The organism is Vibrio sp. 10N.222.55.A1, from assembly GCF_041473835.1.
Lineage (GTDB): Bacteria > Pseudomonadota > Gammaproteobacteria > Enterobacterales > Vibrionaceae > Vibrio > Vibrio crassostreae_C.
The window spans coordinates 1-12,684 of sequence record NZ_JBFRSX010000051.1 but is presented as its reverse complement, the minus strand read 5'-3'; the positions used below and the strand labels follow the sequence as shown (position 1 = coordinate 12,684).

The 12,684-nt window shown below is 41.0% G+C and carries 10 protein-coding genes; all 10 read left to right on the top strand.

Annotation, left to right across the window (positions count from 1 at the left end):
- The first annotated feature begins 234 nt into the window (after positions 1-234).
- The 10 genes from AB4493_RS15890 (at position 235) to AB4493_RS15845 (ending at position 11,984) form a co-directional block, all read left to right on the top strand.
- Complete coding sequence (locus AB4493_RS15890) at positions 235-1,428, top strand: NAD(P)/FAD-dependent oxidoreductase (RefSeq protein WP_372155399.1); 1,194 nt, start codon at positions 235-237, stop codon at positions 1,426-1,428.
- Between the two features lie 130 nt (positions 1,429-1,558).
- The gene (locus AB4493_RS15885; RefSeq protein ID WP_372155397.1) at positions 1,559-2,386 is read left to right on the top strand and encodes a TnsA endonuclease N-terminal domain-containing protein; all 828 of its coding nucleotides are present in this window, start codon (positions 1,559-1,561) and stop codon (positions 2,384-2,386) included.
- Positions 2,373-4,511 carry a transposase gene (locus AB4493_RS15880; protein WP_372155395.1) on the top strand — a complete coding sequence of 713 codons (2,139 nt, stop codon included), beginning with the start codon at positions 2,373-2,375 and terminating at the stop codon, positions 4,509-4,511. The genes AB4493_RS15885 and AB4493_RS15880 overlap by 14 nt, the downstream gene beginning before the upstream one ends.
- Complete coding sequence (locus AB4493_RS15875; RefSeq protein ID WP_372155393.1) at positions 4,508-5,935, top strand: ATP-binding protein; 1,428 nt, start codon at positions 4,508-4,510, stop codon at positions 5,933-5,935. The genes AB4493_RS15880 and AB4493_RS15875 overlap by 4 nt, the downstream gene beginning before the upstream one ends.
- 32 nt (positions 5,936-5,967) lie before the next feature.
- The gene (locus tag AB4493_RS15870; protein WP_372155391.1) at positions 5,968-7,551 is read left to right on the top strand and encodes a TnsD family Tn7-like transposition protein; all 1,584 of its coding nucleotides are present in this window, start codon (positions 5,968-5,970) and stop codon (positions 7,549-7,551) included.
- Positions 7,552-8,115: 564 nt separating this feature from the next.
- The gene (locus AB4493_RS15865; RefSeq protein WP_372155389.1) at positions 8,116-8,601 is read left to right on the top strand and encodes a hypothetical protein; all 486 of its coding nucleotides are present in this window, start codon (positions 8,116-8,118) and stop codon (positions 8,599-8,601) included.
- Positions 8,602-8,736: 135 nt separating this feature from the next.
- Positions 8,737-9,567, top strand: coding sequence for a DUF2971 domain-containing protein (locus AB4493_RS15860; protein WP_372155387.1), 831 nt, complete (start codon positions 8,737-8,739; stop codon positions 9,565-9,567).
- Between the two features lie 160 nt (positions 9,568-9,727).
- Positions 9,728-10,513, top strand: a complete 786-nt coding sequence (locus AB4493_RS15855) for an HNH endonuclease (RefSeq protein WP_372155385.1) — start codon at positions 9,728-9,730, stop codon at positions 10,511-10,513.
- 75 nt (positions 10,514-10,588) lie between these two features.
- Positions 10,589-11,371, top strand: a complete 783-nt coding sequence (locus tag AB4493_RS15850; RefSeq protein WP_372155383.1) for a hypothetical protein — start codon at positions 10,589-10,591, stop codon at positions 11,369-11,371.
- Positions 11,372-11,696: 325 nt separating this feature from the next.
- Complete coding sequence (locus tag AB4493_RS15845) at positions 11,697-11,984, top strand: hypothetical protein (RefSeq protein ID WP_255985426.1); 288 nt, start codon at positions 11,697-11,699, stop codon at positions 11,982-11,984.
- Positions 11,985-12,684 lie beyond the last annotated feature (700 nt).

Below are 12,684 nucleotides of genomic sequence, written 5' to 3'. Positions count from 1 at the left end.
GAAGTAGAGTTTAGGTTTTGGTGTAAAGCTTCGGTTGTTGGTTCGCTAAGCCAAGTAGTGGTTTTGCTGCTGTCTGCAAATTGTACAATTGAACATCAATTGCAAAGTTTAAAATTGCCGCTAGAATAGCGAGCAATTAGTAAGGATGTGCTGTTTATGCACATCCTTTTTTATTGATGGCATTTCGAGAACAGGGCGTACTCGAGGTGCAAAAGTGAAGAAAGCAGAACCCCAATGAGTGAAAAGTTTGATGTAATCGTAATTGGTGCGGGCGCCGCGGGCTTAATGTGTGCTGCGGAAGCGGGTAAACGCGGCCGACGAGTGCTGGTGGTTGATCATGCAAAGAAACCAGGCAGAAAAATCTTAATCTCAGGTGGCGGCCGTTGTAACTTCACTAACTATGATGTTTCAGCCAACAACTTCCTATGTAATAACCCTCACTTCGTGAAGTCAGCTTTATCTCAATACACCAACTGGGATTTTATCTCGATGGTGAGCAAGTACGGTATTGAGTTCGAAGAGCGAGACCACGGCCAATTGTTCTGTGTGAATGACCACACTGCAAAAGACATCGTGAGCATGTTGCTTGAAGAGTGTAAGCAGGCGAAAGTTGAACAGCGCTACCGTTGTGATGTTCACTCCATCGAAAAAACAGACGCTGGCTTTAAGATGCACCTTAATACCGACGAAGTTGAGTGTGACTCACTGGTTGTGGCGACGGGCGGTTTGTCGATGCCTAAGCTGGGCGCAACACCATTTGGTTATAAGATTGCCGAGCAGTTTGGTTTGTCTGTGATGCCAACTACCGCAGGCTTAGTGCCATTCACTCTGCATAAAGAAGATAAAGAAGCTTTCGCAGAGCTTTCTGGTATCGCAATTCCTGCTGAGATCACCGCGCAAGACGGAACCTTGTTCAAAGAAGCACTGCTGTTTACTCACCGCGGCCTATCGGGTCCTTCAGTTCTGCAAATTTCTTCGTTCTGGAAAGCGGGTCAATCGGTTTCGATTAATCTAGTACCAGAAGTGGATGTGGCTGAGTTGCTGGCTAACTCTCGCGAGAAGCACCCAAATCAGAGCCTGAAAAACACCTTAGCGAAAGCATTACCAAAGCGTTTTGTGGAAGTGTTGATTGACCGTAAAGAGCTGGAAGACAAACCGCTTAAGCAGTTCAACGAAAAGCAGCTTAATGGCATTGTTGAGCATCTAGAAAACTGGAAAATCGCACCAAATGGCACAGAAGGTTACCGTACGGCGGAAGTTACTCTTGGTGGCGTTGATACCGATCACCTCTCTTCAAAAACCATGGAATGTAAGAACATCAAAGGCTTATTCTTCGTTGGTGAGGTGATGGACGTAACGGGCTGGCTTGGTGGTTACAACTTCCAATGGTGTTGGAGTTCAGGCTTTACTGCTGGTCAGTGGGTTTAAGTGTGTAGATACAATAAAGTTTGCCCATAAGCAATAAAGTTTGCCCACAACGACATTTTTAGACAATAAAGTTTGCCCATAGTGAGGCGTGTTACTATGCTTTGTACAGTGAAGCTTTATTGGATTAAGTATGGGACGTGGTCGAAAAATCGAGTCGTTAGATGACTATCAACGGCACTTGCGGAACAAATATGGGCTGGGTCAAGGTGCTAACTACAAACCTTGGCTTAGGATTCAGGATGTAAAATCTAAAGGTACACGCTCACTGATTTATGGTAGGAAGTCTCAAAGAGACCACCATATGATGTCTTCGATAGAAAGTGAGCACTTTTATCTTGCTGAGTTTTCGAACCGTGTTGTTGATATCAGGGAGCAATTTCCCCTCTTCCCTCTAAATTTTACGCAGAAAGTAGCTAAAACCCTTGGGGTACAACATCCTACCCATCCTCATACAAAAGAACCGATTATCATGACAACGGATCAGTTGCTCACGATTGACTCCCCTCAAGGTATTATATATCACGCTGTTTCTGCTAAATCAGAAGAGGATTCTGGTGATTTACGTGTACTGGAAAAAAATGATATCGAGAGGGTTTGTTGGGAGTTACTTGGGGTTAAATTTAGTTATTTTACTGGGAATGAATTAACAAGAGTGCAAAGTAGTAACCTTCTATGGGCTACCTCCCCGTTCCGTAAGAACCCAGTGAGCTTTTCGACCGAGCAGGTTATTTGTGCGCTCTCTATGCTAACCGTTCGGCAGTACTTTATTGAAGATCTTTGTAATCAACTAATTTCATTGAATGTTACTACGCATGAAAATGCTCTAGTACTAATTCGTTTCCTAATCGCTGATCGATATATTGAAGTAGATCTTTCGAAAAACATTGTTGAATCAGGGCTTATTGACATAACGTATGTGACTGAACAACAGGGAGACATCCTATATGGAGCTTCCTAAAAACAGTGTTTGGAAAGTGATTAATTCGAACTTGCTTGAAGACGGCCTCTATCGATTGTTGGATTTATTGCATGATGTTGAGTCTGTCATTTTATTCTCACTAGAGGATTCTTCTACAGTAGTAAGACCTGTAGCAGTTTCCTTGGAGGGTTTCCTTGAGTCCATTTCTAGTCATGAAGCAAAAAAAACACAATATAAATTGCCAGCTCATTTAATGGTCGATGAAGAAAATCTTTCAGAAGAGTACATAGCTCGTCGAGATAAAAATTACGATTTAATCGAAGGTGTAATATTCGATCAGAGCTTTATTTTCGACTACGCGACCAAGAAGCGCTTTCCTAAGTTAAGCGAACATGCGCGGAAGTTGGAAGTGGATCGCAAATCTTTAGCCAGATTGCTCACTTTATATTGGAGAAATGGTCAGGATAAGATGGCTCTGTTACCGGCATTTGCGAATAGTGGCGGCTCTGGGAGGGAGAAAGCTCCAACAACGAAACCATTAGGTGCACCGAAACAACCTAGAACGATAGCTGCAGATAGAGCAGCTAAGTATATTGTGTGCAATGATGACAAGAAGAAATTCAAGAAAGCTTTAAAGAAGTACTACCTTAAAGAAGCAGGCCTTACGTTGGCAAAAACTTATAAAAATCTGCTTAAAGATAGTTATTCAAAAGAAATCAGACAAGCAGAGGTTATGGGTAGACCTCCTTTGGTGCCAACAGAAAAACAGTTCAGCTACTGGCGTACAAAGCTATTTAGTAAAGAGCAGATAATTAAGCAACGAACGTCAGAAAATGACCACCTCAGAAATAAAAGAGGAGTCCTAGGCAGCATTACAGACCGAAGCTATTTGCCTGGTACTCACTTTGAAATAGATGCGACTGTTGCTGACGTACATATCGTATCTGAGCTTAAGCCAGAAGAAGTCTTAGGGCGACCGACGATTTACATTGTAGCGGACAGAGCAAGCCGAATGATAGTTGGTATGCATGTATCTCTATATCATGCATCATGGCGTGCAGCTCGACAGGCATTAACCAATGCTTTCTTACCTAAATCTGATTACTGTAAGAGCTTTGGTATCGACATAGAAGACTCAGAGTGGCCTTGTGCCCACATCCCTAAAGAGTTGGTTTGCGACAATGGTGAAATGATTGGAGTGCAGCCAAGAAAAGCGCTGACTCCAATGACGAAATTATCATTTACCCCACCATATAGGCCTGATTGCAAAGGAGTTGTGGAGAAACGTTTTGATATTCTTAATAAAGAACTACTTCATGATCTGCTAGGATCAACAAGAGGTGGGTCAGTTGTTAGAGGTAATGAAGACCCAAGAAAAGTTGCGCTCTATACCCTGAAAGAAGTAACTGCCGAAATAATTAAAACTGTCCTAGAGCATAACCGTTCAATTTTCGATGACTTGGCTTTTGCCAGCCCTTTACTCATTGAGCATGATCTGTCCCCCACTCCTCTGAACTATTGGAAAATACACCTTGCAAGACATAGACACGACCTTCAGTTTGCTAGAAGTGATGAAGTTATCGCTAGGTTGTTACCTTCAGCAGAGGTAAGTATGACTCGAAGTGGTATATATTTTAATGGTTTGTACTACTCATGTGCAGAGGTCGAAGAGCTAAGCCTTGCCTCTGTCGCTAGGTCTTCAGGTCGTTGGAGGCTTGAAGCGAGAATCGACGAGAATACAACCAATTACATCTATGTCCGTTTGGACAAAAATAAAGGTTTTGTTAGATGTGATCTTCTACCTCGCAGCAGGATGTTCAGTGATAAATCGATATTTGAGTCTAACTTTATTCAAGATTGGCTCGACTCCAAAAAAGAGCTAACACCAATTTCAGTAACTTCGATTGATGATCATAAGCATCAACAGGACGTTACTCGACAAGCTAAACACAGAAATAAAGAAGCGGGTAAACTTTCTTTAAAGGATAGAACGAAAAACATCCGTCAGCGACGAAATGATGAGTTAGAAACGACAACAAATATGATTAGACCAGAGTCACTAGCTTCAGGTGGTAATGATACTGCTGATACTGCGCCCGTCAGCGATAAAGTAATTCCATTACCAAAAGGTCCCAAGAGAAGAGTGAGTAGAGGTGAGTCATGAGAATTGAACCTGCAGTGTATCAAGATGCAATTCTTCCTGAGCATCGCGGTAATCCAATAATTGAGGCCCTTCCAGCTAAAAAAGCATGGGTCAGCGTTATGGAAGAGTTTAGTAACTATCCAGATTACTCAGAAGAAATCGCTGATCATCCCGATCCATTAGTTCGTGATGAATACCTAAATCGCATTGAAGAGATTAGACAGCCACTGACCGACTATGAAGCATGTTTCCGCGCTGTTGAAAGAGCCATCAAAAAGGGTTACTCAGCCAAGAATCCACTGAGCCCTACAACTGCTCAGTATTTGCATTATTTGGTTGATGAAAGACCAGATATTGAACCGAGAACAGGGTACTTTCAACCTAAAGGGGATGGACTGACTCTAATCGGTGAAAGTGGTGTTGGTAAAACCTCGATGGTTGAGCAAGTTCTAGGATATTTTCCGACTGTAATTGTGCACGAGTCTTATAAAGGCCAACCACTTGAGCTAAGAAAACAAGTTGTCTGGATAAAAGTGGACTGTCCCAGCAATTCCAGTGTTAGAGATCTTTGTGAAGAGATACTTGCAACATTAGACTTAACTTTAGATAGAAAAAGAACGAAGCCAGCAGGAACAATTGGTGAACTAATTAGGCAGTTAGAACGGTCAATTAAGTCGAGCTTTCTCGGTATGTTAGTGATTGATGAAATGCAAAATCTAAAGTTTAAAAGAACAGGTGGAGAGAACAATCTATTAAAATTCTTACATCGACTAATGAACAAGTTAGGTGTTCCACTTTTCTTTGTCGCAAACCCCCCATTTGACAAGTCTCTAATTAAAGAGCTCAAAGCTGCTCGCCGTGCTGAAAGCGGTTATCACCATACTATGTATGTTTTGACAAGAAATAGCATTTCATGGAAAGCGTTTATAGGCCAACTTTGGCAATACCAATGGACCAACGTTTACACGAAGCTTACAGAAGAGCTAAATGATGTCCTTCACTTCTTATCCGTTGGTAATATAGATATGGCAAGCCGAACCTATAGAGAGGCTCAACGTTTGGTTATTGGCACGGATGATGAACGTATTACACCAGCAACATTATCCGCCGGTAATGCGGTTGCTTGTGGTCTATCGAGGCAAACGGAAGAAGTGGATAGCTTAAAATCAGCTCTTATTCCGTTACCCAAAGGCAAGCAACGTAACTCTCAGCGCAAGGATGTACAAACTGCTAAAACAGTCGATAAAACAGGTGATATCACTAAACCTCAGCACCCTGAATTTGCTTCTAGGCTTATTGAATTAGTGGGGGCGGTAGACCTACTAGATAGAATTAAAGACCCTGATTTATTTCAACAAGCTGCGGGTTTAGAAGACCCTATGTGTTATTTAAGATCTCGTAATATTGTTATGGACGACCCTCTTTCAGAATTATCCTATAGTTAGGGTATAGACACTATCAATATAGGAGACTCATCATGCAGTTGCCCAAAGCACTACCTGATGAGTCCTTATATAGCCGTATATGCCGTTTCTTATCAGTTAGTGAATACTCTATAGAGCAAGCTTTAGAATCGCTTGCTGGCGATAGTAGAGCAGCTATTCATCCTTATCTAACATCAAACTTGGGCTCTCTAGCTCAGTCAACGGGTGAATCGTCAAAGGCTCTATTATCGTGTCAAACACTGCGTCCACTGTTTTCCAATTACCTGCCAAATTACAGAAATGTTATTGAAGATGCCGCTGCGAGTACAAATGAGGTTATAAGAGCGAGCCAGCTTTCAACCTTTCGGGAAAAAGAGCCCTTATCTGTTAAGTACTGCCCTGTGTGCGCAAAAAATGATTTGCATGAGTATGGCGTTGCTTATTGGCACTTGAATCATCAGATTCCAGGTGTAGAGGCATGTTCAGCACATCGAACTTGGCTAGTTCATCAGGAGTTGCCCGGTCGCTGTCATGTGTGTAGTCATTTTCTACCCAGCTCTGAAACGATACCTATACATTGTACTGGTGTGGCAACCGAATTCTCGTATTTTGCTGCTCAACGAGTGCTAGTCTTACAGGCTCTGAGTCAAGATGAGAGCCGTGCTGTATTAAGTACGGATTACCAAAACCAGCTAGGCTTGAGTGGCTTTTTGACGGCAAGTGGCCGAGTGAGAAGGAAGATCATTTTAGAGGGGCTGTATGAGTTATCCGAAGGTTTATTTCTCTCACCAACACATTTGTCTGTCAGATCAAGATTAGATTTCAGCTTTGTATCGACATTTCTCTCTGGTCAGTACCCTCAGCATCCGTTTAAGCACTTACTTTTTGAGTTTTTCCTGTCTCGTTGTCGACCCTTTACAGGAGTGAAAGACGAGAGTTTAAGCACTCGAACTGCCATAAACAGAGAAAAACTATGTTGTGATTTATTGAAGTTGGGGCTATCAATGGCAGCTGTAAGTCGCGAGGTTGGTAAGAGTCGTTGTTATGTTAAAAGTGTTGCCTTGAGGAATAATATTCCGGTCAATCTGAAGCCCAGGAAAATCACGGAAGGTATCAAGACATCGGTAATACAACTGGCGCTAAAAGGCTTTCATAGAGACGTAATAGCAAAAAAGCATCATATCTCTTCTGGCAGTGTCGAGCAGATTATCTCGACGACAACTGGTCTTGTTGAGCGGCGTAAGCAATGCAAAGCTGAGTCTTTGAGACGCAGGTACGGTTGTCAGATAGTACGGTTTATTAACTTGAACCCTACTGTGAGCCGACAAGAGATAAAGAGAGCCCAAGAAGCAGCTTATTACTGGTTGTATAACCACGAGTATGCGTGGCTTGAAACTGTGCTTCCAACTGCAAGTAAGACGCAGCATGTTGATAGAGTGGATTGGTCTCAGCGAGACAATGAGCTCGTGGACGTGATTCGTGAGTTGCTGCTTTCCTCAAGTAACAAGAAATCCCGCACTGAGTTAGATAAAGCCCTGGGTGGGCATGGTTGGCTTACGTCCAAAATAGCAAAGCTACCAAAGACGAGAGAACTCCTCCGAAAGAAAGGATTATTTGGTGTTAATACGTGCTCATGACTCAAAAGCGTTGAATCATAGTTAAAACTCACGCTCAAGGAATCCCCCAAGCTAGATTGTCACGTCGACGTAGTGTTGTTTCCGTAGGTTGCATCGTCATTCAATCATACTCGGCTTTGCACCATTGTTTTCGGCGGGCAATCAAATCTGATTTGTTTCGAGTAATCAGGTCAGGAGAGGCGGACATGCTGACGCCGATCTCGGCAAACACGTCTTTGCCCCCAAACAATTCAGAGCAAAAGATCTTGCTCACTTCGAACCTAGTAATTTCCCCTATCAAAAGTTATCCGAAGGAGTTTGGGCAACAGCATTTTTCTGAAAACATAAGACATCATACAATCTAGTCTCTGTTAACTTTCATTAACCTATTGATTCACGTTGATGTGGTATTAGAAAAGTTACATGATAAGAATATGAAAGGCGGCTAAAAGCCGCATAGAAAGCGTTATGTTTCACTTACGACTAATGTTTATTAAAGGGGTCTAAGTTATTAATATTAGGTATGTTATTGCATTTATTTCTAACGTAATTGCTATCGTGATTTCAGCTTACTGGTGCTTCGAAATGAACAGTGTGTCGGATTCTGTTCACTATGAATCCGTCCTGAGTACTGTCACTCTTTTAATAACTTTTGCAGGGCTTAATTTTATAAATGATAGACTTGGAAAGCCAACGGTTAAGCTAGCATTGAGAAATATATTAGTTTGTTCAACTTATGAACCGACAGTTAAAGCAGTCGCTTTGGATATTGTAAACCATTCAATAGTTAAAGTTTTTATAGGTCACATTCAGATAGAGTACTACCGAGGCAAAGAAAAAGTATTAGCTAATATGCTTGTTGATGGCAGTAGTGGTCAGGCATTCGTTCGGCGACCTTTAGAGCCCGGTGAAAAGTTCAGATTTACTATTACGTTAGAGCAATTTGAGTTGTCACAGCCAAACTATGATAGTCGACATATTGGCCGTGTTATTGTTACGACAGAGACGGGGCATAGGTTTTATGTTGGTAAAAAACTTGTGCAACATGCGTTCAAGCAGCTAGAAACATAACAACAAACGCTTCAAGACGGATTTGCAACACGTGGCATTTGTGGTTTGCGGTAATTTTAGTGATTTAGGTGGTGTGCGGAAAATCGTATTGCGCTGCTCACAACTTAAGCGGGCGTTAGGCTCATAGGAGGAAGGTTGAAACTCTTCAAGTATTTACCAGTCGAGCGACTTGATGTCATTCGTGACCTGAAAATTAGATTTACGCAACTTAGCTCCTTGAATGACTTTTATGAGACTTATCATTCAGTAGACAACAAAGATGCCTTTAAAAGTCAGATGCAAAGCTCTCATGATGAGTTGGATGCGCTTTGGAATCAACTTAGCCCTACCGAGCAGGCTGAGAATAAAAGCGATTACGAGAATGCAATCGTTACTCTCAAAGAGCTTTGGGACAAAGCGATTCAAGATTCGTTGATGACACAAGAGATCACTAATATGTTAGATAAAACTCTTGGTGTATTGTCACTTTCTAAGACAAACAGTTCTCTCTTGATGTGGTCACATTATTCTGACTCCTATTGTGGTTATGTGATTGCTTTTGACTCTAAACATGAGTTTTTTCATAAAAAAGATCAAACTGGTAAAGCGACTGACCCTATATGTATGGAATATACGGAGAATAAGCCATGTATAAAGCTAGATTCATTTGATGCGTACAAGCAAGTCATAGGTACAAAGGATCTATCGTGGAGCTATGAGCAAGAATTTAGGTTAACAATAAATTTCCTTGGACTTCATCCAATAAAAAACGACAAAAATAGACCAGCTCTAGATCAGTTTAGTAATAAAATTTATCTAGTTGATATCCCAAAAGAAGCTATCAAAGCCATTTACCTTGGTCCTAGAATTTCAGAAAAAACGAAAATTGTTATAGTTGATAGCCTGAAAAACAACCAGATTGAATGTTCTATATATCAAGGTGTTTTAAGTGGCGAGAAGCACTCTGTAACCTTTGATGAAATATAAGCCATACAAACGCTTTAAAACGGATTCGCGACGCTTGGCGCCCTCTCTTTATGGAAGTTTAGTGTTTATGGCACAATGCTCTAGGTTAGGTGGTGGCGTTGTGCATACCTTAATTTGGCGTTAGATTTTAAGTGGTAATAAATAAGATTGGAGTTGAAATTTGTTTCCTAAACATCATGATTTTAAGTTTTGTGCTAGCTATAAATTGGCAGACTCAATTAGGACTGTTGTGTTTGAAAACTATGGTGATTCACCATTAGAAGTTGCCTCAGACTTTGATAATCAAGCACTGAAACCAGTGAAAAATAGCTTGTTACATGACTACATAGAACACAACATAAATGAGTATTTCTATTTTTACTTGATGGATGCAGGTGGAGATGAGTACTCCAGTGAAGAGATAATACAGTGGTGTAATGAGTATGATTTAAAAGTCATGTCTCCTGAAGAGTACTACATGAGTACAGGTACACAATGGGTGGCGGAAGAAACCGACTTATTCGAATATCATACAGAGTATTTACTTGATTTTGCTCGTGACAACTTAACACCAATGATCAAAATTGAAGTTTTTAATCTTTTGTTTTCAGATCGCTGCTTTTTAATAGAGTTCAATAAGAAAATCGCCCACGAAATAAAGGGGTTGATGTTAATCGATGAACCGGAACTCTTAAAAAAAGATGGTGTACTAAAAAGAAATACTTATTGGCCAAAGTGGTTAGAACGTGCTCTATTTTGTCGAGAAAAAGGCTTATGTGCCATTTGCAAAACAGATCTCAGTTCTATGTATCACACTGCAGGAAAGTTATCTATAGATCATATGGTTCCTTTAAACTTAGGGGGTGTTAACGATGTGAGTAACCTTCAGCTTTTATGTCAGAAATGCAATTTGGAGAAGCTAGGGGATAAAATCGTTACAACAAATTTACACCCGACCTATTGGTAAAAAATCAACAAGGCGCCTAACAAGTGACCCCCAAACGCGTGGCATTTTTGCTTGCCGATATGCATAGGAGAAAAAATGGAAGATTCATGTAAGTGGGAATTCTTACTTAGTGGGGACTTAAGGTTAATCCGTTCCTTCTCTGAGCAAAGAACAAGTGTATATTTTGATGTTTCTGGTGGTGTCGATCATTGGCATGATTGTATGAATGATGATTTTAGATTGTCGTCAATTTATTTTGATGAGGAAGAGTCCCCGGAAACGGTTTGGCAAGTCGGGTACGAGTTAACTTCCATATTTAATGGTATATGCTTAATCCTTGACTCTAACCATCAGCGACTAAAATTGGATGAACTACTTCACAATGGAGTATCGGTTCTCAAACCTGAAAAGCAAATACATATGGCGGTTCTCGGGCATCCTGGCTCGTTGACTAACGATATGGTTTTTAATGAGTTTCAAGCCGCTAAAAGTAAAAATATACGACTTTTCATGCTAAATCTTGCTACGGAAAGAGAAGACGTTTATCTACTATTAAAGTATTTTGACCTATATCATGACTGGGTTAATTACTACAAAATGTATGAAACGTTAGAGGCATTTTCTAAAATAACAGGAATTGACATTAATATAGATAATAAGCAACTCAAGGCCTTTAAAAACACCGCAAACAACTATCAGTTTTCAGGCATTCAGTCACGGCATGGTTTCAAGAAAACCATAGCATCAAACAAAACTCCATCAATGGATCTTGCTGAGGCCCATAAGTTCATTGCTGATATAGCGATAGACTACCTAAATAAGGTTGCCAATCTAGTTGTTCATCATCCAGAGCAGAAACAATTCCGTTTACCTGAATAACGTGATTCTATGCATAACAAACGATCAAGGAATCAACATACTTTTCCTAATATGACAGAACCCTTTTAGAGCATCAGGTCTAACAAGGTTCTGTCCAGAGACGTGTTATGCCGCCATGCTTTGGGACAAGAGCGCCTTAGTGCGATTACTCTAAAACACTTCTGCCCCGAAGTGTTTTAAGACTAATGGTTTGCTTGATAAGCTATTGGCAATAATTTTAGGCCCTAACCAGAATTTGCTAGACTTGGGTAAAGAGCAAACCATGGTGGACGAATGAACTACTTTGCAGAGGACCCCTTCTAGGTAATGTAAACCTGGAGGGTAAATGAAAAAACTAAAGCGACAGTACCGAAGTTATGTCAAAGCGCAAGGGGATTATCTATGGGATGTGTACCCTAGCGTACGCAGTGGAACTCACAAGCATTTTTCAACCAAGCAGGAGAAGAGCTACTATTTCCTCCACAAAGTTGAGTGTCGTGAATACCCCATCAAACTGCGAGCAGCTAGAGGAAAATCACTGGCTAACCCGTGGGATGATTACCCTGCACACGTATATGACGTTGCTAAGTGTTGGAAGCATAACTCGAAAAGACGTCACCAATACTACAAATGAACACCTTCAAGCCTCGCTAATGCGAGGCTTATTTGTGTTCCGTCAGTTTGTTCATTAAAGCTTACTAATCCGTTAATTTGCCCATTTTCGAGTTAGACGCTCATTTCGCAGTGTGCGAATCGCAACCTGCGAAATGAACTTGCTTTTCCCATAAAGCCCCTATAAAACATTGATTTACGCATGGAGCACAAAGGGGTAGCCTTAGCTAAAGCACAGACACGACCATAACCACAAAAAGTAGCTCAATTACGCGCTACCAGCGATCAATAGTGGCAGATATTGAGCCCCTTTAGTTCGGAATACTTTTTCGAAAAAAAACGACAACTGCAACTGAAATTAACCTTTATAAAACAGTAGTTTAAGGTGGGTTTTGGTGTAGGATTTCACGGTAAAATTGACAGATAGACCAGCAGGTCAGGAAGCTTTACTAAGCGGCTTTTCGACAGTAAACGTTATTCTCATTTTGCTGTTTACGTAATAACAGCTGACGGGTAGAACATTGTGATTACCGTGGCACTTTCTAACTCGAAAGTGCCCCTAAACGTGTTTAGAGCATAAGAAACTATCAATAGATTAATTTGTGTAAGCCTGCTGCACCAGTTTTTTTAGTCCCAGATACGACAAAGCCACAGGCAATGCCTATGGCTTTGTAAACAGCTACAGAATGTTTGTCATTCAAATCGAAGAGGGAACACATTCT

Bases quoted from the DNA above. Each gene is read 5' to 3' on its own strand.
- AB4493_RS15890 (WP_372155399.1), top strand. From the start codon at position 235: ATGAGTGAAAAGTTTGATGTAATCGTAATTGGTGCGGGCGCCGCGGGC.
- AB4493_RS15885 (WP_372155397.1), top strand. From the start codon at position 1,559: ATGGGACGTGGTCGAAAAATCGAGTCGTTAGATGACTATCAACGGCAC.
- AB4493_RS15880 (WP_372155395.1), top strand. From the start codon at position 2,373: ATGGAGCTTCCTAAAAACAGTGTTTGGAAAGTGATTAATTCGAACTTG.
- AB4493_RS15875 (WP_372155393.1), top strand. From the start codon at position 4,508: ATGAGAATTGAACCTGCAGTGTATCAAGATGCAATTCTTCCTGAGCAT.
- AB4493_RS15870 (WP_372155391.1), top strand. From the start codon at position 5,968: ATGCAGTTGCCCAAAGCACTACCTGATGAGTCCTTATATAGCCGTATA.
- AB4493_RS15865 (WP_372155389.1), top strand. From the start codon at position 8,116: ATGAACAGTGTGTCGGATTCTGTTCACTATGAATCCGTCCTGAGTACT.
- AB4493_RS15850 (WP_372155383.1), top strand. From the start codon at position 10,589: ATGGAAGATTCATGTAAGTGGGAATTCTTACTTAGTGGGGACTTAAGG.
- AB4493_RS15845 (WP_255985426.1), top strand. From the start codon at position 11,697: ATGAAAAAACTAAAGCGACAGTACCGAAGTTATGTCAAAGCGCAAGGG.